At 73.8% G+C, this 20,256-nt stretch carries 16 protein-coding genes, 1 pseudogene and 1 riboswitch; of the genes and pseudogenes, 7 read left to right on the top strand and 10 right to left on the bottom strand.

Annotated features, from left to right (window positions below; all coding sequences use genetic code 11):
• Positions 1-8 precede the first annotated feature (8 nt).
• The 4 genes from ACFWBN_RS25965 to ACFWBN_RS25950 all read left to right on the top strand — a co-directional run bounded on the left by ACFWBN_RS25965 (position 9) and on the right by ACFWBN_RS25950 (position 3,912).
• Positions 9-1,457: a peptidoglycan D,D-transpeptidase FtsI family protein gene (locus tag ACFWBN_RS25965; protein ID WP_385179497.1), complete on the top strand. Its 1,449-nt coding sequence runs from the start codon at positions 9-11 to the stop codon at positions 1,455-1,457.
• A gap of 63 nt (positions 1,458-1,520) precedes the next feature.
• Entirely contained in the window at positions 1,521-2,012 is a 492-nt protein-coding gene (locus ACFWBN_RS25960) for a GNAT family N-acetyltransferase (RefSeq protein ID WP_385179495.1), read from the top strand.
• Between the two features lie 66 nt (positions 2,013-2,078).
• The gene (locus ACFWBN_RS25955) at positions 2,079-2,786 is read left to right on the top strand and encodes a DsbA family oxidoreductase (RefSeq protein WP_385179493.1); all 708 of its coding nucleotides are present in this window, start codon (positions 2,079-2,081) and stop codon (positions 2,784-2,786) included.
• Between the two features lie 70 nt (positions 2,787-2,856).
• A complete protein-coding gene (locus tag ACFWBN_RS25950; RefSeq protein WP_385179491.1) occupies positions 2,857-3,912 on the top strand; it encodes an aminotransferase class V-fold PLP-dependent enzyme in 1,056 nt (351 codons plus the stop codon).
• A 5-nt stretch (positions 3,913-3,917) separates the two neighbouring features.
• Here ACFWBN_RS25950 and ACFWBN_RS25945 read toward each other — a convergent pair whose 3' ends face one another.
• Complete coding sequence (locus tag ACFWBN_RS25945) at positions 3,918-5,000, bottom strand: pyridoxal-phosphate-dependent aminotransferase family protein (protein WP_385179490.1); 1,083 nt, start codon at positions 4,998-5,000, stop codon at positions 3,918-3,920.
• A gap of 64 nt (positions 5,001-5,064) precedes the next feature.
• Between ACFWBN_RS25945 and ACFWBN_RS25940 the strand changes: the two genes are divergently transcribed.
• A complete protein-coding gene (locus ACFWBN_RS25940; protein WP_385179489.1) occupies positions 5,065-6,168 on the top strand; it encodes an amidohydrolase family protein in 1,104 nt (367 codons plus the stop codon).
• A gap of 326 nt (positions 6,169-6,494) precedes the next feature.
• Positions 6,495-7,415, top strand: coding sequence for an SCO1860 family LAETG-anchored protein (locus ACFWBN_RS25935; RefSeq protein ID WP_385179487.1), 921 nt, complete (start codon positions 6,495-6,497; stop codon positions 7,413-7,415).
• 58 nt (positions 7,416-7,473) lie between these two features.
• On the opposite strand, the gene ACFWBN_RS25930 is transcribed toward ACFWBN_RS25935, so the two are convergent.
• Together ACFWBN_RS25930 and cobC are read right to left on the bottom strand one after the other, a co-directional pair.
• Positions 7,474-8,709, bottom strand: coding sequence for a CapA family protein (locus ACFWBN_RS25930; protein WP_385179485.1), 1,236 nt, complete (start codon positions 8,707-8,709; stop codon positions 7,474-7,476).
• A gap of 118 nt (positions 8,710-8,827) precedes the next feature.
• Positions 8,828-10,249, bottom strand: a complete 1,422-nt coding sequence (cobC, locus tag ACFWBN_RS25925) for an Rv2231c family pyridoxal phosphate-dependent protein CobC (protein WP_385179483.1) — start codon at positions 10,247-10,249, stop codon at positions 8,828-8,830.
• Between the two features lie 127 nt (positions 10,250-10,376).
• Between cobC and ACFWBN_RS25920 the strand changes: the two genes are divergently transcribed.
• Positions 10,377-11,102: a ZIP family metal transporter gene (locus tag ACFWBN_RS25920; protein ID WP_385179482.1), complete on the top strand. Its 726-nt coding sequence runs from the start codon at positions 10,377-10,379 to the stop codon at positions 11,100-11,102.
• 2 nt (positions 11,103-11,104) lie between these two features.
• Here the strand turns inward: ACFWBN_RS25920 and ACFWBN_RS25915 are convergent, their stop codons facing one another.
• The 7 genes and pseudogenes from ACFWBN_RS25915 to ACFWBN_RS25885 form a co-directional block, all read right to left on the bottom strand.
• Complete coding sequence (locus ACFWBN_RS25915; RefSeq protein ID WP_385179480.1) at positions 11,105-12,658, bottom strand: cobyrinate a,c-diamide synthase; 1,554 nt, start codon at positions 12,656-12,658, stop codon at positions 11,105-11,107.
• Positions 12,652-13,251, bottom strand: a complete 600-nt coding sequence (gene cobO, locus ACFWBN_RS25910; RefSeq protein WP_385179478.1) for a cob(I)yrinic acid a,c-diamide adenosyltransferase — start codon at positions 13,249-13,251, stop codon at positions 12,652-12,654. Before cobO ends, ACFWBN_RS25915 begins: the two co-directional genes overlap by 7 nt.
• Positions 13,251-15,365 carry a putative cobaltochelatase gene (locus ACFWBN_RS25905; protein WP_385179476.1) on the bottom strand — a complete coding sequence of 705 codons (2,115 nt, stop codon included), beginning with the start codon at positions 15,363-15,365 and terminating at the stop codon, positions 13,251-13,253. The genes cobO and ACFWBN_RS25905 overlap by 1 nt, the downstream gene beginning before the upstream one ends.
• A 296-nt stretch (positions 15,366-15,661) precedes the next feature.
• Positions 15,662-17,179, bottom strand: a pseudogene (locus ACFWBN_RS25900) (cobyric acid synthase); the annotation flags it as partial.
• Positions 17,176-18,150 (bottom strand): cobalamin biosynthesis protein, encoded by a 975-nt coding sequence (locus tag ACFWBN_RS25895; protein WP_385179474.1) that lies wholly within the window; start codon positions 18,148-18,150, stop codon positions 17,176-17,178. The gene ACFWBN_RS25895 and the pseudogene ACFWBN_RS25900, both read right to left, overlap by 4 nt.
• A gap of 58 nt (positions 18,151-18,208) precedes the next feature.
• Positions 18,209-18,295, bottom strand: a riboswitch (cobalamin riboswitch).
• 193 nt (positions 18,296-18,488) lie between these two features.
• Positions 18,489-18,710, bottom strand: a complete 222-nt coding sequence (locus tag ACFWBN_RS25890) for a hypothetical protein (protein ID WP_385179472.1) — start codon at positions 18,708-18,710, stop codon at positions 18,489-18,491.
• 28 nt (positions 18,711-18,738) lie between these two features.
• Positions 18,739-20,007, bottom strand: coding sequence for an anion permease (locus tag ACFWBN_RS25885; RefSeq protein ID WP_385179471.1), 1,269 nt, complete (start codon positions 20,005-20,007; stop codon positions 18,739-18,741).
• Between the last annotated feature and the right edge of the window lie 249 nt (positions 20,008-20,256).

The raw sequence follows: 20,256 nt of genomic DNA, 5'->3' as shown, positions 1-20,256 counted from the left end.
TCTGGGGGATGAACAAGACGATCAGGCGTGCGTCGGTCTTCTGTCTGCTTCTGGTGCTGGCCCTGCTGGTCCGTGTCACCTGGGTGCAGGCATACCAAGGCCAGGCCCTCGCAGACGACAAGAACAACCGGCGGAACCTCATCGGGCAGTACGAGAACCCGCTCGGCAACATCATCGTGGGCGGGGAGGCGATCACCGGCTCGGCCAAGACGGGCGGCAAGGACTTCGGCTACAAGCGGACCTACACCAACGGCCCGCTCTACGCGCCGATCACCGGCTACAGCTCCCAGGCCTTCGGCACGAGCATGCTGGAGGGTGTCTACAAGAACATCCTCAACGGCTCCGACAGCCGGCTGAAGACGATGATGGACATGCTCACCAACAAGCGGGCCGCCCCGGGCAACGTCCTGACCACCATCGACCCGGACGTGCAGAAGGCCGCGTACGACGCGCTCCAGGGCAAGCAGGGCGCGGCCGTCGCCATCGACCCCGCGACGGGCCGGATCCTCGGCGTCGTCAACAACCCCTCCTTCGACCCGGGCCGGATCACGGGTGCCAACGACCAGGAGGCCTGGGAGGAGCTGTCCGCCGACAAGGGCAAGGCGATGGAGAACGTCGCCCTGCGCAAGCCGCAGGCCCCCGGCTCCACCTTCAAGCTGGTGACCCTCGCCGCGGCGATCGAGGACGGGCTGGTCTCCTCCATCGACCAGAACACCTCCGTTCCCGGCGACTACACGATCCCCGGCACGAAGACCAAGCTGAAGAGCGAGGTGCCGGACGAGATGTGCAACAACGTCTCGCCGCGCACCGCCCTCAGGCTGTCCTGCAACAACGTCTTCGCCGACCTCGCGCACAGGCTGGGCCAGGAGAAGATGCGCGCGATGGCCGAGAAGCTCGGCTTCAACACGCAGATCGACACCCCGGTCCGCACCAACCCGCCGAGCAAGTACCCGACGAAGAAGATGTCCGTCGACCAGGTCGCGCAGACGGGTATCGGCCAGTTCGACGTGCAGGCCACCCCGCTCCAGATGGCGATGGTGACGGCCGCGATCGAGAACGGCGGCAAGCTCGTCGCCCCGCACATGGTCTCCGAGGTCACCGACGCCGGCGGCAACGTGCTGGAGAGCTTCAAGGACCCGAAGTCCCAGCAGGTCATGAGCGAGAAGACCGCCTCGATGCTGCGCGACGCCATGAAGACGGTCGCCACCGAGGGCGGCGGCAAGAGCGCCCAGGTGCCGGGCGCCGAGGTGGGCGGCAAGACCGGTACCGCCCAGCGTGGCGTGAACAACAGCCTGCCTCCGCTGGCCTGGTTCACCTCGTACGGAAAGTTGAACGGCAAGCAGATCGCCGTCGCCATCGTGATCGAGAACTCCGACACCGACCGCTCCGAGATCGGCGGCGGCAAGCTGGCCGCCCCCATCGCCCAGAAGATGATGGAGGCGTGGCTGAAGAAGTAGCCACGCGGGCCGTGCGGCCGACGCGCCGGGAACCGACAAGGTTCCCGGCGCGTTTCCCTTTCCATGATCAGAGCCGCGCGCCCCGCCGACCTCGACGCGATCGCCGCCCTCCACACCCGGGCCCGCGCGACCTACTACAAGGGCCGCGTCCCCGAGGAGGTCTACAGCGGCGCGGCCGAGCTCGCCCGCACCCGCGAGGGTTGGTCCCGGGCCGTCGCCCGCGCCCAGGCCGACGGCGGGGTCCTGTGCGCCGAGCAGGACGGCGAACTCACCGGGGTCGCCGCCTTCCGCACCGCGGACGGCGAGACCACCCTCACCCAGCTCCACGTCGACCCGGTCCACTGGCGCAAGGGCACCGGGGCCGCCCTCCACGCGGCCTGCCTCGACGCCTGGCGCCGCGCCGGAATCCACCGGGTCCGCCTCGAGGTCTACGCGCACAACCTCCGCGCCCAGGCCTTCTACGCCACCCACGGCTGGCTCCCGGACCCGCACTCCGCCGCCGCCGGCTCCCACCGCGTCCTGTGGCTCTCGGTGCCCCCGCCGTCCGGGGAATGAGACGGGCCCCCGGGTCGTTGAAGCGAGAACTGTTTCGTCCCACCGGACCCGGAGAGAAGAAGGATCATGCGCGTCGAGATCTGGAGCGACATCGCCTGCCCCTGGTGCTACATCGGCAAGGCCCGTTTCACCAAGGGGCTGGCCGAGTTCGCGCACCGCGACGAGGTGGAGGTCGTCTTCCGGTCCTTCGAGCTCGACCCCAACGCCGCCAAGGGCGTCACCGCGCCCGTCACCGAGATGCTCGCCAAGAAGTACGGCCGCACCCTCGAAGAGGCGCGCGGCATGGAGGAGCACGTCGCGGCCAGTGCCCGCGCCGAGGGTCTGCAGTACCGGATCGACGGGCGGGACCACGGCAGCACCTTCGACATCCACCGGCTGCTGCACCTGGCCGAGGCCCGGGGCCGCCAGGAGGAGCTCCTCGACCTGGCCTACCGGGCCAACTTCGGTGAGGAGCGGTCCGTCTTCGACCCCGAGGTGCTGGTCGCGCTCGCCGTCGAGGCCGGGCTGGACGAGGCCGAGGCCCGCGCCGTTCTCGCCGACGACTCCGCCTACGCCGACCAGGTCCGGGCCGACGAGCGCGAGGCCGCCGAACTGGGCGCCAACGCCGTGCCGTTCTTCGTCCTCGACCGCCGCTACGGGATCTCCGGCGGACAGCCGGCCGAGGTGTTCACCCGCGCCCTGGAGCAGGCCTGGGCCGGGCGCGAGGTGCCCGAACCGGCCGCCGGAGCCGAGGCGTGCGAGCCCGACGGGGCGTGTGCGGTCCCGCAGGTATAAGCACTTCTTTGGCTCGACACGTAAAACCAGGCAATGGACTTTGGGTCCGTCCTGGCGCAGAGTGGAACGCATGGATCTTCCCCTCGCCGAAGCGGCCCGTGCCGAGTTCACCCACTCCACCGCCTACCTCAACACCGCCAACTGCGGGGTGCTGCCGCGTTCCGCCGTCGCCGCCGTACGGGAGCTGGCCGAGGCGGCGGGGGCCGGAATCCCCGCCGGATTCGGCGACTTCGACCGGGTGAACGGGGCCCGGGCCGTCTTCGCGAGGCTCGTCGGGGTGGACGTGGAGCGGGTGGCCGTCGGCTCGGCCGTGTCCACCCACGTCGGCCTCGTCTCCGCCTCCCTCCCGTCCGGCGCCGAAGTCCTCTGCGCGGAGGACGACTTCGGCTCCGTGATCAACCCCTTCATGGTGCGGGGCGACCTCAAGGTCCGCTTCGCGCCGCTGGAGACCCTCGCCGAGGCCGTCGGCCCGGACACCGCACTGGTCTCGCTGAGCGCCGTGCAGTCCGCGGACGGGCGGATGGCGGACCTGGCCGCCGTGCGCGCGGCGACCACCGCGCACGGGGCCCGGATGCTGGTCGACGCGACGCAGGCGGTGGGCTGGCTGCCCTTCGACGCCTCCCCGTACGACTACACGGTCACCGGCGGGTACAAGTGGCTGCTCGCCGTGCGCGGGGCCTCGTACCTGACCGTGTCGGAGGAGGCCCAGCGCACCCTGACCCCGCTGCACGCCGGCTGGGTGACGGCGGAGTCCCTGTGGGACGACATCTACGGACCCATGCGGGAACTGGCCCACGACGCACGGCGGTTCGACGAGTCCCCCGCCTTCCTCGCCTACCACGCGGCCGAGGCCTCGCTGGGCCTGCTGGAGCGGATCGGCATCGAGGCCATCCACGCGCACGACACCGCCCTGGCCGCCCGCTACCGGGCCGGCCTCGCCCGCCTGGGCCACGCGCCGGTGCCCGGCGAGGCGGCCATCGTCTCGGTGCCGGGGCTCGCCGACCGCCAGCCCGCCCTGCTGGCGGCCGGCATCGCCACCTCCGCCCGCGGGGGCGCCCTGCGGGCCTCGTTCCACCTCTACACCACCGAGGCGGACGTGGACCGGCTGCTGGACGCCCTGTCCTGACGGGCTCAGGCCCGAGCGGCCGCCCAGGCCGACTCCGCCGCGGCGAGCGCCGCGGCGGGCTCGGCCCCCAGGGCCGCCGCGAGGGCCGTCAGCGAGGCCCGGACCACGGGCAGCGAAGCCGCCGTGCCGTAGTGGTTGACCCGCACCATCTCCTGCGCGAGCGCGCCGCCGCCCGCGGCGAGGGGGGCCGACGGGTCCGCGGCCAGGGCCTTGGCCACCACCTGCGAGGCGCCCGCGATCCTGAGGGTGGTGGCCACCGGCGCGGCCTCCGCCGCCCGGCCCACGTACGGGGCGATGCCGAGCTCCGCCGCGCCCGCGCGCGTCGCCGCCGCGGCTGCCGCGTGGCGGGCCGTCACCGACGACAGCCCCTCCGCCGCGATCCGGTCCAGGCAGGCCTCCAGCGCCAGCATCTCCAGCTGCGCCGGGGCGTGCAGCAGGGTCTCGCGCCCGCCGTCGATCCAGCGCTCCTTCCAGTCCAGGAGCGAGAGGTACGAGCGGCGCGGCGCCGCCGGGTTCTGCGCGAACCGCTCCCACGCGCGCTGCGACACCGACACCGCGGACACGCCCGCCGGGCCGCCCGTGGCCTTCTGCGCGCCGATCACGCACAGGTCCACGCCCCACGCGTCCGGGAGCAGCGGCTCCGCGCCCACCGACGCCACCGCGTCCAGCATGAACAGCGCCCCGTGCGCCCGTACGACCTCGCCGATCTCCGCCACCGGGTTCGTGTTGCCGGTCGCCGCCTCCGCGTGGACCAGCGAGACGAAGTCGATCTCCGGGTGCTCGGCCAGCGCTCCCGCCACCAGCTCCGCCGTCACCGCCGTGTCGAAGGGGACCGCCAGGTCCACCACGGTGGCGCCGCAGTCGCGCAGCCAGTTGCCGAAGGTGGTCCCGTAGGGGCCGGTGACGACGTTCAGCGCCGTCGAACCGGGCCGGGCGCCCGACCGGATGCACCCCTCCAGCGGCAGCAGTGCCTCGCCCTGGGTGATCACCACGTCCTGCCGGGTGGCGAGGAGGTCCGCGACCCCCTGTTCGATCGACGCGAAGCGCTCCGCGGTGAGCGGCGGAAGGTCCAGGAGGGGGTGGGTCACGGTGGTGCTCTCTTCGTCCGGGGTTACCCGCCGAGCGTACCGAGCCCGCACGTACAGTGCCGACATGAGCGATGTGAGCGCCGCGAGCGATGTGCTGCACGTGAAGGGGCGGGTGCTCGTCGGGCCCGACGAGGTCCGCGACGAACTCTGGGTGGTCGGGGGCCGGATCTCCTACGAGCGGCCGCCCGCCGCCCGCGAGATCACCACCGTGACCGGCTGGGCCCTGCCCGGACTGGTCGACGCGCACTGCCACGTGGGCCTGGACGCGCACGGCCCGGTCGACGCCGCGACCGCCGAGCGCCAGGCCCTGACCGACCGGGACGCCGGCACCCTCCTCATCCGCGACGCCGGATCGCCTTCCGACACCCGCTGGATCGACGACCGCGAGGACCTGCCGAAGATCATCCGGGCCGGCCGGCACATCGCGCGCACCCGCCGCTACATCCGCAACTACGCGCACGAGATCGAGCCCGCCGACCTCGTCGAGTACGTGGGCCGCGAGGCGCGCCGCGGCGACGGCTGGGTGAAGCTGGTCGGCGACTGGATCGACCGCGGGGTCGGGGACCTGACCGCCTGCTGGCCGCGCGCCGAGGTGGAGGCGGCCATCGCCGAGGCGCACCGGCTGGGCGCCCGGGTGACGGCGCACTGCTTCGCCGAGGAATCGCTGCGCGACCTGGTGGAGGCGGGGATCGACTGCATCGAGCACGCCACGGGCCTCACCGAGGAGACCATTCCGCTGTTCGCGGAGCGCGGGGTCGCGATCGTCCCGACGCTCGTGAACACCGCGACGTTTCCGAAGCTGGCGGCGGGCGGCGAGGCGAAGTTCCCGGACTGGGCGGCGCACATGCGGCGGCTCCACGAGAAGCGGTACGACGTCGTCCGGGCCGCCTACGACGCGGGTATCCAGGTGTACGTCGGCACCGACGCGGGGGGTTCCCTGCCGCACGGCCTGGTCGCGGCGGAGGTTTCGGAGCTGGTGAAGGCCGGGATCCCGCCGCTGGAGGCCCTCTCGGCGACGGCTTGGGCGGCACGCGCGTGGCTCGGCAGGCCAGGTCTGACCGAGGGGGCGCCGGCGGACCTCGTGGTCTACGCCGCCGACCCGCGGGAGGACGTACGGGCGCTGGCGCAGCCGCTGCGGGTCGTCGTGAACGGCACGGTCCGGGCCTGAGCGGCACGCCCTCGCCGCCCGGGCGCGACCTGCCGACGTCCCGTCTCCGTGTTGACGACGCGTGACATCGGCGGCCCTTCGGTCGTTGTGAACGCCCGCCCGGGCGGCCGGTGTCCGGCACGGCTGTGAAAGGAGGGCACGCACGTTCTTCGTGAGGCGCAGAAAATCGAATACATGCGTGGAAACCACCCTTTGGGGTGAACTCACGTCAGGTTGCCGCCCGTTCACTCACAGTGCGTAAAGATTCCGGGGACGAAGCCGTCGGCGCGCGCGATGTCCCCCATCGGCGGCGCGACGGCACCCATCTCCCTGGGGGTTCCACCATCTTGAACAGCAACACCTTCCGCATGCCCGCGGCCGTCCTGCTCGCCACGGGAGCGGTAGCCCTGCTCACCGCCCCGCCCGCCTTCGCCACGGGCGGCGCCGGGGCCGGGAGCGAGGGCAAGGCCGGCGCCGTCGTCCTGCGCACCGGACTGGACGTGGGCCTGCTCAACAAGACCGTGCACGTCCCGCTGAAGGCGACCCTCAACGAGGTCAGCGCCCCGGCGGCGCCCGCCGAGAAGACGGCGCTGACGGTCACCCTGGACGGGGTCGAGGGAGGTGCGCCGGTCAGTGTGCTCCGCGCCGACGTGGCCACCTCCAAGGCGACCGCGGACAAGACCCGGGCCCAGGCGGAGGCCAACCTCGCCAAGGCCCGGGTGCACGTGCCGGGCCTGCCGGCGCTCTCCCTCATCGAGGTCGAGAAGGTCACATCCAAGGCCGTCTGCGAAGCCGGCAAGCAGCCCGTGGCCAGCGCGAACGTCCTCGGGACGGTGACCGCGCTCGGCAAGAGGATCACCCTGACGGCGGGCGGCCCCACGAAGGTCGAGGTCCCGGGCGTGGGCCTGGTCAGCCTGGAGCTGTCCGGTACGCAGACCACCTCCACCACGGCCGCCGCGGCCGCGCTCCGCCTGAAGGTGTCGGTGAACCCGCTGAACCTCAACGTGGCCGAGGTGGAGGGAGAGGTCGTACTCGCCGAGGCGCACTGCGAGTCCCCGACGGGGCCGGCGCCGACCCCGCCCGCGAAGCCCGACGTCAAGCCCCAGGCCGGGACGGGGTCCGGGACCGGGTCCGCCCTCACCACCAACGCCAACCTGGCCGAGACCGGCGGCGGTTCGCTTACCCCGTACGTCGCGGGCGGCGCGCTGATCCTGCTCGGCATCGGGGCGGGCGCGCTCGTCGTCTCCCGGCGGGGCAGGGCCTCGTAGCACCGCCGGGCGCGCCGCCCGAGGAGCACACGGAGGGGAGTGCTCGGCGGGCGGCCGCTCAGCGGGTGGCGTGCTCCAGGCCCTGCGCGGCCGCGCCGCGTGACAGCACGGCGGCGCTGACCTGCTCGTCGATCCGGGCGTACTCGCTCCGCTTGGCGGCCGGGAGCGAGCCGTCGGACGCCGCGCAGGAGGCGCAGACGACGCGGAACGGCGGCCCCATGTCCGAGTACTGCGTGAGGAATTCGGCCTTCACCACCTCCCAGCGGCCCTTGTGGGCCGCCGCCGGTGCGAAGGTGAACCGGGGGATCGACGACTGGTTGCCGCGCAGCTTGTCGGCCGGCACGAAGCTGGCGACCTGGTCGCCCATGCCGAAGACCACCCAGGTGCCGTTGATCTTCTCGTAGGGCTGCGGCACGTGGTTGTGCGTACCGAGGATCAGATCGATGTCGGGGAGGCCGTCGGCGCCGCGGGAGGCGGTCAACGCCTGCGCCAGCTCGCGCTGCTGCTCATCGGGCGCGGTCTGCCACTCGGTCCCCCAGTGGACGCTCACCGTCACCACGTTCGCGCCGGCCGCCCGGGCGGCGCGGGCGTCGGCTATGACGCGGTCCTTGTCGATCAGGTTGACCGCCCACGGCTTGTCCTGGGGGAGCGGTATGCCGTTCGTGCCGTACGTGTACGAGAGCTGGGCGACCTTCGCGCCGCCGGCCGAGACCAGCGCCGGGGCCCTGGCCTCCTCCGCGCTGCGGGCCGAGCCGACGTGCCCGACGCCGACCCGGTCGAGGTGTTCGAGGGTGCGGGCGAGACCCTCGTAGCCGTCGTCCAGGGTGTGGTTCGAGGCGGTGGAACAGCTGTCGTACCCGGCGTCCTTGAGGGCGTCGGCCAGCTGGTGCGGGGCCTTGAAGGTCGGGTAGCCGGTGTAGGGGCCGCCGGGCCGCCCGTACGGTATCTCGTGGTGGCACATCGCCAGGTCGGCGGCGGAGACCAGGGGTTTGACCCCGGCGAGTATCTTCCGGAAGTCGTACTCCCCGGCCTTGCCGGCGTCGTCCGCCGACCGCTGGACGATCGAGGGGTACGGGATGATGTCGCCGGTCGCCACCAGCGTGAACGGCCCTTGCCCTTGCCCTGGCCCGGCGGGAGCGGGGGACGTGGCGCTCACCGCCGGGGCGGGGCCGCCCTGGAGCCGCTGCTCCGCCGCCTTGCCGCCGTCGTCGAGCAGTCGTGGCACGGCGAGGACCCCGCCGCCCACGACGGCCAGCCCGGCCACGGCCACGCCCATGCGTGCGGATGCCTTCATCGCTGCCCCCTGTTGCCACACGCCCCATGAGGGCTCGTGCGCCCGCCCCCAGGCCTGATGGTAGGCCCGTTGGGCGGTATGCGCCTTCAGGAGTGGCTGGGTGGCCGCGCCGGTTCGGTCAGTGCGCGGCCAGCGAAAGGGCGTGGTCCAGGGCCTGGAGCAGCCGGCCCGTCGTCGCCCGGTCGCGGACCGCCAGCCGGAGCCAGGAGTGGCCCAGCCCCGGGAAGGTGTCCCCGCGGCGGACGGCGAAGCCCAGCGCGCGCAGCCGGGTGCGGACCTCCGCCCCGCCCGCCACCTGGATCAGGACGAACGGCCCCTCCGCCACCCCGACGACCGTGACCTCATCGAACTCCGCGAGCCCGGCCAGCAGGTGCGCCCGGTCCACCGCGATCCGCCGCGCGGCCTCCTCCGCCTCGGCCAGCGCCGCCGGAGCCACACAGGCCTCGGCCGCCACCAGCGCCGGCGTGGACACCGGCCACAGCGGCTGCGCCGCCGCCAGCTTCGCGATGACCTCGGGCTCGGCCAGCACGTAGCCGATCCGCAGCCCCGCCAGCCCCCACGTCTTCGTCAGGCTCCGCAGCACCACCAGACCCGGCACGTCCATCCGCCCGGCGAGGGCCTCCCGCTCGCCCGGGACGGCGTCCATGAACGCCTCGTCCACGACCAGGATCCGGCCCGGGCGGGCCAGCGAGGCCAGCGTCTGTGCCGGGTGCAGGACCGACGTCGGGTTGGTCGGATTGCCGACCACCACCAGGTCCGCCTCCTCGGGCACCGCCGCCGGGTCGAGCCGGAACCCGTCCGCCGCCCGCAGCACCACCCGCTCCACCCGGTGCCCGGCGTCCCGCAGGGCCGCCTCCGGCTCGGTGAACTGCGGATGCACCACGACCGGCCGTACGGCGCCCAGGGCCCGCGCGATCAGCACGAAGGCCTCCGCCGCCCCGGCCGTCAAAAGCACCCGCTCGACCGGCAGCCCGTGCCGAGCCGCCACCGCCGCGCGGGCGGACCGCCCGTCGGGGTACGCGGCGAGATCCCCGAGGGAGGCCGCGATCCGCTGCTTGAGCCACTCCGGGGGTGTGTCCGCCCGTACGTTGACCGCGAGGTCCACCAGCGCCGAGCCCGCGTCCATCACTTCCGCGTCCCCGTGATGGCGCAGGTCGTGAGCCTGGGCCGTGGCCACCGCGCAGGTCGCCGCCACCGACCGCCGCTTCGGTACGAGGAGTTCCCCGCCCCCCGCCAGCGCCGCGGCCTCCGCCACCGAGGGCGTGCCGGCGGCGGTGCGCGCCGCGTCCGAGGGATGCGGCACCGTGATCGCGGCCAGCTGCTGGGCGGGGTAGCTGAGGAGGGGCACGCCGAAACGTTCCGCCGCGCCCGTTATCCCCGACTCGCCCGCCTTCGAGTCCACCGTGGCCAGCGCCGTCACCGCCCCCGAGGCCAGCCCGGCCCCCCGCAGCGTCTCCTCGACCAGGGCGCAGACCTCCGCCACGGAAACCCCCGCGCGTCCGCCGACCCCGACCACCAGCTGCGTGTCGTACTCGCCCACCGGGGGTCCTCCCTCCGTAGTCACCGTCACCGGCACGTCACCGCCACCGGTCAGTCGTCAACAGTCCGCCACAGGCCACCCGCGCGCGGAAGTGCGCGCGGGGCGAGGAGTCGGTATTCAGGGGCACATGGCCGTACTGGTGGCGTTGGGCGCGTTCCTGATGACCCTGGCGGGCGGATGGACGGCGCAACGCGTCACCGACCGCCGCCACCTCGTGCTGGGCCTGGCCGGCGGGCTCATGCTCGGCGTCGTCGGCCTCGACCTGCTTCCGGAGGCCCTCCACGCGGCGGGCGCAGAGGTCTTCGGCGTCCCCCTCGCCCTGCTGCTCTTCGTGGGCGGGTTCCTCGTCGCGCACGTCGTGGAACGGCTCCTGGCCGTACGTCAGGCCGCGCACGGAGCCGAGAACGGCGCCCGCGTCCCGCAGGTCGGGCTGACGGCCGCCGCCGCGATGGTCGGCCACAGCCTCGCCGACGGCGTCGCGCTGGGCGCGGCCTTCCAGGTCGGCGGGGGCATGGGCGTGGCCGTGGCCCTGGCCGTCATCACCCACGACTTCGCCGACGGGTTCAACACGTACACCCTCACCAGCCTCTACGGGAACGCCCGCCGCAAGGCCCTGCTGATGCTCTTCGCGGACGCGGCCGCACCCGTGGTCGGCGCGGCGTCCACTCTGCTGTTCACCCTTCCGGAGGAACCGCTCGGCGCGTACCTCGGTTTCTTCGGCGGGGTCCTGCTCTACCTGGCCGCCGCCGAGATCCTGCCCGAGGCGCACCACAAGCACCCCGCCCTGTCCACGCTGATGTGCACGGTGGGCGGGGTGGCCGGGATCTGGCTCGTGGTGGGCCTCGCGGACTGATCTCACGGCCGGGCCGCCGCCGCTTCGACGAAGCGGAGGGCGACGGACGGCTCCGCCGCCCAGTGCGTGTGCAGGTAGCTCGCGTGCACACCCTGCTGTACGAAGCCCTCGACGCGGCGTTCCGGGTGCGTGAACCCCCACGCGGGGGCGGTACCGGCACCGGGCTCGATCACCGTCCGGTGGAACTCGTGCCCGCGCAGCCGGGTCCCGGCGGGTGCGAGCGCGCTGTCGGACACCGCCACCGCCTCGCGGTAGCCGAGGGTGAGGCGCTCCGACATCCGGGCGTCGGCGTCGAGCACCCCGCACATGGGCTTCCCGTCCAGCGAGCGGGCCAGGTACAGCAGCCCGGCGCACTCGGCGGCCACGGGTCCGCCGGCCGCGGCGAAGCCGGCGACGGCCTTGCGGAGCGGCTCGTTGGCGGACAGCTCGGGCGCGTACACCTCGGGGAACCCGCCGCCGATCACCAGGCCGGTGGTGCCGGTGGGGAGGGCCTCGTCCCGAAGGGGGTCGAAGGTGACGACGTCCGCCCCGGCCGCGGTGAGCAGCTCGGCGTGCTCGGCGTACGAGAACGTGAACGCGGCCCCGCCCGCGACGGCGACGACGGGCCGCCGGCCGGTGTCTGCGGCTGCGGCGCCGCTGCTGGGGCTCCGCCCCAGACCCCGCGCCTCAAACGCCGGCGAGGCTGGATGTGGCCACTGCCGTCCGCCTGGCGCGGGTGCTTCCCACCCTGCTTGCGCGCCCAGCCCGAGCGGCACTTCCAGCCCCTCCGGCGTTTGAGGAGCGGGGTCTGGGGCGGAGCCCCGGCTGCGCGCCAGCGCAGTGGCCGGCGACCAGGCCTCGCAGGACAGCGCCGGGGCCGTGCGGGCCAGGGCCAGCAGCGCGTCCAGGTCGCAGCCGGCCCGGACCTGGTCCGCGAGAGCCGCCACCGCGGCAACGGCATCGGCCCGCCGCTCGGCGACCGGCACCAGACCCAGGTGCCGCGACGGCGCCGCCACCTGCGGAGCCCGCCGCAGGACGCCGAGCACCGGCATCCCCGCCTCATCGAGCGCCTCCCGCAGCATCGCCTCGTGCCGGTCGGAGCCGACCTTGTTCAGGATCACGCCACCCAGCCGCACCTGCGGGTCGAAGGACGCGAAGCCGTGCACCAGCGCCGCCACCGACCGCGACTGCGACGAGGCGTCCACCACCAGCACCACCGGCGCCCGCAGCAGCTTCGCCACGTGCGCCGTCGACGCCAGCTCACCCCGGCCCGCGGCCCCGTCGTAGAGGCCCATCACGCCCTCGACCACGGCGAGCCCGCACCCGGCCGCCGCGTGCGCGAACAGCGGAGCGACCAGCTCCGGCCCGCACATGAAGGCGTCCAGGTTGCGCCCCGGCCGGCCGGTGGCCAGCGCGTGGTAGCCGGGGTCGATGTAGTCGGGCCCGGCCTTGTGCGGGGACACGGCGAGGCCGCGCTCCGAGAAGGCCGCCATCAGGCCCGTGGCCACGGTGGTCTTGCCGCTGCCGGAGGACGGCGCGGCAATGACCAGCCGGGGAACGTTGAACGACGTCACCACTCGATGCCCTTCTGGCCCTTCTGGCCGGCGTCCATCGGGTGCTTGACCTTGGTCATCTCGGTGACGAGATCCGCGAACTCCAGCAGCTTCTCCGGCGCGTTGCGCCCGGTGATCACCACGTGCTGCGTACCGGGACGGTTCCGCAGCACCTCGATGACCTCGTCGACGTCGATCCAGCCCCAGTGCATCGGGTACGCGAACTCGTCGAGCACGTACAGCTTGTGCGTCTCGGCGGCCAGGTCGCGCTTGACCTGCTCCCAGCCCTCCTTGGCCGCCTGCTCGTTGTCGAGCTGCGCGTCCCGCTGGACCCAGGACCAGCCCTCGCCCATCTTGTGCCAGACGACGGAGCCGCCCTCGCCGGAGGCGCCGAGCACCTTGAGCGCGTTCTCCTCGCCGACCTTCCACTTCGCCGACTTGACGAACTGGAACACCCCGATCGGCCAGCCCTGGTTCCAGGCGCGCAGCGCCAGCCCGAAGGCCGCCGTGGACTTGCCCTTGCCGGGGCCGGTGTGGACGAAGACGAGCGGACGGTTGCGGCGCTGGCGCGTCGTGAGTCCGTCTTCCGGAACGACGGACGGCTGTCCCTGAGGCATTACGCGGCCCTCCTGTTGGTGTCGGATGCGGCAGATGTCACCGCGGTACGTACGTTCTTCACGAGCCCGGCCAGCGAGTCGGCCCGCAGCCCGTCGAGCGTGACGGCGGGCCCGCCCAGGTCGGCGGCGAGCACCCCGGCCAGCCCCAGCCGGACCGGCCCCGTCTCGCAGTCCACGACCACCGACGCGACCCCTTCGGCGGCCAGCAGCCGGGCGCTGCGCGCGGAGAGCTCCCGCGGCGTACTGTCCGGCAGGCCGCCGACGGCACCGGCCGAGGTGGCCCGCCCGTCGGTGACGACGACGAGCAGCGGCCGGCGGCTCGGATCGCGCAACCGCTCGATCCGCAGCACCTCCCGGGCCTTCAGCAGCCCCGCGGCCAGCGGGGTGCGGCCGCCGGTGGGCAGCCGCTCCAGCCGGGTCGCGGCGGCGTCCACCGAGGAGGTGGGCGGCAGCGCCAGCTCGGCCGTGGCACCCCGGAAGGTGATCAGGCCGACCTTGTCCCGGCGCTGGTAGGCGTCCAGCAGCAGCGACAGGACGGCGCCCTTGACCGCGCTCATGCGCTGCCGGGCGGCCATCGAGCCGGAGGCGTCGACGACGAAGAGGACCAGGTTGCCCTCGCGGCCCTCCCGCGTGGCCTGACGCAGATCGTCCTTGCGGATGACCAGACCGGGCCCGCTGCGCCCGCGCGCCTTCTGGTGCGGGGCGGCCGCGTGCACGGTGGCCGCCAGGTGCAGCTTGGTCAGGTGGCCCCGGGGGCGCTGGGCCCCGGTGGTCCGGCCGTGGGCGGTGCGGGCGCGCGAACGCCGCCCGGAGGCGCCCTCGCCGAGCCCCGGCACGCTCAGCATCCGGGTCCGGAACGGCTCGGAGGCCCGTACGGCGGCCTGCTCGGGCCCACCGGCTCCCCGGGCGGAGGGCTGCGGGGACTCGGGGGCGTCCGCGGGGGCGTCTTCGGTGGACTCCGGCGGGGCGTCGGACGCCTGGGGGCCGTTGCCCTGCGGGGGCACTCCACCGCCGTCGGGGCCGTCGCCGCCGTCACCGTCACCGCCGCCGCCGTCCGGGCCCTCGGGCCCCGGCTCGGGGTCCGGGTCGGGCTCCGGCTCCTCGTCCTCGAACCGGTCCAGGATCTCGTCCAGCTTGTCCTCGTCCAGACCCGGCGCGTCAAAGGGGTTGCGGCGGCGCCGGTGGGGGAGCGCCAGCAGCGCGGCCTGCCGTACGTCTTCCTTCCGTACGTCGGTCCGCCCGGCCCAGGCGGCCAGCGCGGTCGCGGTCCGGGCCATCACGATGTCGGCCCGCATGCCGTCGACCTCGAAGCCGGCGCAGGTCGCGGCGATCTGCAGCAGCGCGGTGTCGCCGAGCGCCACCTTCGGGAGCAGGGCCCGCGCGGCCACGACCCGGGCCCGTACGTCGTGTTCGTCATCGGCCCAGCGGGTCGCGAAACCGGCGGGGTCGTCCTCGTAGGCGAGCCGGCGGCGCACCACCTCGACGCGCTGGGCGGGCTCGCGGGAGGCGGCGACCTCGACGGTCAGCCCGAAGCGGTCGAGGAGCTGCGGCCGCAGCTCGCCCTCCTCGGGGTTCATCGTGCCGACGAGCAGGAACCGGGCGGCGTGCCGGACGGAGACGCCCTCGCGCTCGACGTACGAGGCGCCCATCGCGGCGGCGTCCAGGAGGAGGTCGATCAGGTGGTCGTGGAGCAGGTTGACCTCGTCGACGTACAGGATCCCGCGGTGCGCGTCGGCGAGCAGCCCGGGCTCGAAGGCCTTGACGCCTTCGGCGAGGGCCCGCTCGATGTCGAGGGCGCCGACGAGCCGGTCCTCGGAGGCGCCGACGGGCAGCTCCACCATGCGGGCGGGGCGGGCCTGGCCGGGGCCGGGCTCGTGCGGGCCGTCGGGGCAGGCCGGATCCGGCGCGCCGGGCGCGCACGAGAACCGGCACCCGGGCACGACGTCCACCTGCGGCAGCAGCGCCGACAGCGCGCGCACGGCGGTGGACTTGGCGGTCCCCTTCTCGCCGCGCACGAGCACACCACCGACCGCTGGGCTCACGGCGTTGAGCAGGAGCGCCAGCCGCAGGTCGGCCTGGCCGACGACTGCGGTGAACGGGTAGGGGGTGCTCATGTGTTGTTCACTCCTTCGAGGGTGGTGCGGACCGTTGCCGTGTGCGGCGCCGTTGCCGGGGCTCCGCCCCGGACCCTCCCCCAGACTCAGTCCGGGGGGACCCCCACTCCTCAAACGCCGGAGGGGCTGGATTTGGCCGCTGCCGGAGGCAAACTCAGCCTCGCCGGCGATTGAGGCGCGGGGGTCCGGGGGCAGAGCCCCCGGCAGCGGCGCCGCACAGCTGAGGGGTCCGGGGCGGAGCCCCGGTTTCGGGAAGGGGCGGGGTGGGGGAGAGCCCCGCAGGGCACGGCCCGTCACGGCGCACCCGGGGGCAGGAACGGAAGCCCGGCCGGGGCACCGGACTCGATCAGGCTCAGCAGCGCACCGGTATCGGCGTGCTCCTCGATCAGGTCGCCCAGCAGGTCCAGCTGTTCCTCCCGCAGCGCGGAGAACGACGTGTCCGGAGCCGGCACGAAGCGGCGCCCGGCGGCCGAGGCCACCTCCCGGAGGAACGCCCGGCGGAAGCCGTCCGACTCCAGCGAGCCGTGCCAGTGCGTGCCCCACACCGCCCCGACCCGGCACCCGTCCAGGAAGGGCTCCCCGCCCAGGACTTCGGCCACGCCGTGGTGGATCTCGTACCCCGAGACGTCCTCGCCCAGCGCCGAACCCACCGGCCGCGCCAGGGTCTTCTCCCGCTCGAAGCGGACCCGCACCGGCAGCAGCCCGAGGCCCTCCACCTCCCCCGCCCGGGACTCGACCTCGTCGGAGATCCGCTCGCCCAGCACCTGGAACCCGCCGCAGATGCCCAGCACCGGCCGCCCCTCCGCGGCCCGCCGCGCCAGCGCGTCCGCGAGCCCCCGCTCCCGGAGCCACTCCAGCGCCTTCACCGTGCCCCGCGTACCCGGTACGACGACCAGGTCCGCGTCGGCCAGTTCCTCGGCCCGGTCCACGAACCGCACCACGACCCCCGGCTCCGCCGCCAGCGCGTCGACGTCCGTGAAGTTCGACATCAGCGGCACCGCGCACACGGCGACCCGCAGCACGTCCTCGCCGACGGGCGGGGCCACCACCGATTCCCGTACGGCACCGCGCAGGGAGACCCGCAGGCCGTCCTCCTCGTCGATGCCCAGGCCGTGCCGGAAGGGCAGCACCCCGTACGTCGACCGGCCCGTGAGCCCGCGCAGCATCTCCATGCCCGGTTCCAGCAGCGTCACGTCGCCGCGGAACTTGTTGACCATGTACCCGGCGATCAGCGACTGGTCCTCCGGCGACAGCAGCGCCGTCGTCCCGAAGAAGGACGCGAAGACGCCGCCCCGGTCGATGTCCCCGACCACGACCACCGGGAACCGCGCGGCCCGCGCGATGCCCATGTTCACGATGTCGGTCCGGCGCAGGTTGATCTCCGCCGGACTGCCCGCCCCCTCGCAGATCACGGCGTCATACGTGCCCCGCAGCTGCTCCAGGCAGTCCGTGACGATGCCGAGGAGCTGCTCCTGCCGGCCCCCGTGGTAGCCGCGGGCGCTCATCTCGCCCACCGGCTTGCCCAGCAGCACCACCTGGCTGCTGCGGTCGCTGCCGGGCTTGAGCAGCACCGGGTTCATCAGCGCGGTCGGCTCCACCCGGGCCGCCTGGGCCTGCATGGCCTGGGCGCGGCCGATCTCGGCGCCCTCCAGGGTCACGAAGGAGTTCAGCGACATGTTCTGCGCCTTGAAGGGCGACACCTTCACGCCCTGCCGGGACAGCCAGCGGCAGATGCCCGCCGTGACCACGCTCTTGCCCGCGTCCGACGTGGTGCCCGCGACCAGCAGTCCGCCGCCGCGCTTCGCGCCGCTCATGCCCCCGCCCCCCTCATGTGGCAGCCCTTCCGTACTCGTGCGGCCAGCGCCCGGGCGGCCACGCAGGCGCCCAGGGCCAGCCAGGTGACCTGCCGCGACAGCCGCACGGCCCGTTCGATGTCCGCGACCTCCACGGGCCGGCCCGCCGCGCCGTTGAGGACCGCACGGTGCTCGACCCGCCCGCCGTACGCCAGGGTTCCGCCCAGCCGTACGCCGAGGGCCCCCGCGAAGGAGGCCTCCACGGGCCCGGCGTTCGGGCTCGGGTGCTCGGCGGCGTCCGCGCGCCAGGCCCGTACGGCTCCCCGCCGGTCGGGGCCTGCCAGGACGGCGGCCAGCGCGGTCAGCCGGGCCCCCGGCCAGCCCGCCAGGTCGTCGAGCCGGGCGGAGGCCCAGCCGTAGCGCAGGTAGCGGGGGGACTTGTGGCCGACCATCGCGTCCAGGGTGTTCACGGCGCGGAAGGCGAGCAGCCCGGGGACCCCGGCGACGGCGCCCCACACGAGGGCCCCGACCACGGCGTCGGAGGTGTTCTCGGCGACCGATTCGACCACCGCGCGGGCCATCTGCTGCTCGTCCAGGGCCTGCGGGTCGCGCCCGCACAGGTGCGGCAGCCGCTCCCGGGCGACTTCGGCGTCCCCGGCGGCGAGCGCCCCGCCGATGGCGCGGGCCTCCCGGCCCAGCGAGGTGCCGCCCACGACGGCCCAGGTGGCGGCGGCGGTCAGCGCGATACGGGAGGCAGCGGGCCGGGAGCGCACGGCGCGGGCGCCCAGCGCGCCGACGGCGGCCGCGCCCCCGGCGCAGACCAGGGTGTGCAGGACGCCCCGGGCGCGGTCGTCGCGCCACAGGGCGCCCTCGACGGCGGCGGCGGCTCGTCCGAAGGCGGCCACGGGGTGCCCCCGGCGCGGATCCCCGAGGATCCGGTCGCCGATCAGGCCCGCCGTGACGCCGTACGCGAAGACGCGGTCGGCACGCATGGTGGCAGGTATGTCCTCACTCAGGGTCCGCGCCCTGGTTCGACGTGTCCGGCGGCGAGAGTTCCTGGCTCCCGGGTCGCACTGGCGTTGTGCGCTCCCCGGTGACAGTGGCGGGACCGCGCCGGATTCGCACCGGACTTCCTCTCCATGCCGCCGTATTGGCTCGGGCAGTCCACCACGCACCGCGAACGCCCGTCAACTCGCCGTTGACCTGCGGCGGGGCTGCGGTGGGGCGTGTGGCGGGACATGCGGTGGGATGTGAGGCGGGATGCGTGGCGGGCATGCGAAAGCTCCCCCCGGGGAAACCCGGAGGGAGCGTTCACACGGTGACGTGCGCGTCAGGCGACGATCAGGTAGATCCCGTACCCCACGGCCGCCGCGACCAGCGCGAAGCAGGCGTAGGCGCCGCTGCGGGCCAGGGTGGCGGTCCCGCCCTGCTCGGTGGCGGCCTCGTGCTTGGACAGGCCCACCAGGCCCAGGGTGAACAGGGCCACGAGGGCGACGGTGGCGGAGAGGCTGACTCCGAAGACGGAGCCGAGGGCTTCCCAGTCGATCTTCATACCGCTGATTCCTCTGTCGTTCTCGGGGTCAGACCGCGGCGGCCGGAGCCGTCGGGGTTGCCGTCGCGGCCGGGATGGTGGCCTTGAGGTCCTCGTCGGTCACTGCCGCGGTGGTACCGGCGGCGGCGACGGTCGGCGGAACGGTGACGGCCGCCATCGCCGTGGTGACGACACCCGGCTCCTCGGCGCCGGCCGGCTGCACGTCGTTGACGTTGTGGTGGTCGACGACCTGGCGGCGGGAGATGAACCAGATGGCGACGCAGGAGGCGACCAGGAAGACCGCGACGGCGGCGACGCCGACGTCACCGGTGCGCATGACCAGCTCGGCGCCGGAGGCGACGAGGGCTGCGGCCGGCAGGGTCAGGCCCCAGGCGATGAACATGCGGGTGGCGGTGGACCAGCGGACCACGCCGCCCTTGCGTCCCAGGCCCGCACCCATGACGGCGCCGGAGCACGCGTGGGTGGTGGAGAGGGAGAAGCCGAGGGTGGAGGAGGCCAGGATGACGCTGGCGGCCGAGGTCTGGGCGGCGAAGCCCTGCTGCGGCTGGAGGTCGGTCAGACCCTTGCCCATGGTGCGGATGATGCGCCAGCCGCCCAGGTAGGTGCCCATGGCGATGGCCATGCCGGCGGAGACGATGACCCAGACCGGCGGGTTGGAGCCGGGGGAGAGCGCGCCGCCGGCGACGAGCGCCAGGGTGATGATGCCCATCGTCTTCTGAGCGTCGTTGGTGCCGTGGGCGAGGGAAACGAGACCGGCCGAGGCGATCTGACCGGTGCGGTAGCCCTTGGTGGAGGTCTTCTCGCCGACCTTGTTGCCCAGCTTGTACGTGACCTTGGCGGCCAGCATCGCGGCCACACCGGCCACGATCGGCGCGGCGATCGCGGGGATGAGCACCTTGGTGACGACCACGCTGCCGTTGACGGCGTCGAGGCCGGCGGACGCGACCGCGGCACCGATCAGGCCGCCCATCAGGGCGTGGGAGGAGCTGGAGGGCAGTCCGACCAGCCAGGTGACGAGGTTCCAGAGGATCGCGCCGACCAGGGCGGCGAAGATCACCTCTGGCTGGATGCCTTCCTCGTTGACCAGGCCCTTGGAGATCGTCTTGGCGACCTCCACGGACATGAAAGCGCCGACGAGGTTGAGCACGGCGGACATGGCCACCGCCGTCTTGGGCTTGAGGGCGCCGGTCGAGATGGTGGTGGCCATCGCGTTGGCTGTGTCGTGGAAACCGTTCGTGAAGTCGAACACGAGAGCGGTGATGATCACGATCCCGAGGAGAAGCGTTATGTGCTCCATTTACCCAGGCTTCTGTTTGACGTCAGTGGCTCGGCGACCGTAGGCAACCTGGATGAACGGAAGGTGAACTGACCCGGGCGGAGCGGTGTACTGGGACGGCACGCGATCGGGCTGTTCGTCCGGATTCTGCCGCAGATATATCGATTAATGCACGTCAAAGCCGGGTGAACGGTCCCCTCCGCACGGCTGGTCCACCCCCTCGGCCGCCCCCTCCGGGACCCCGAAAGAGACCCACATCACTCCGCTTCC

The sequence above is a fragment of the Streptomyces sp. NPDC059989 genome, from assembly GCF_042736975.1.
Lineage (GTDB): Bacteria > Actinomycetota > Actinomycetes > Streptomycetales > Streptomycetaceae > Streptomyces.
Note: the sequence above shows the minus strand (reverse complement) of the source record. Positions and strands in the feature narration are given on the sequence as shown.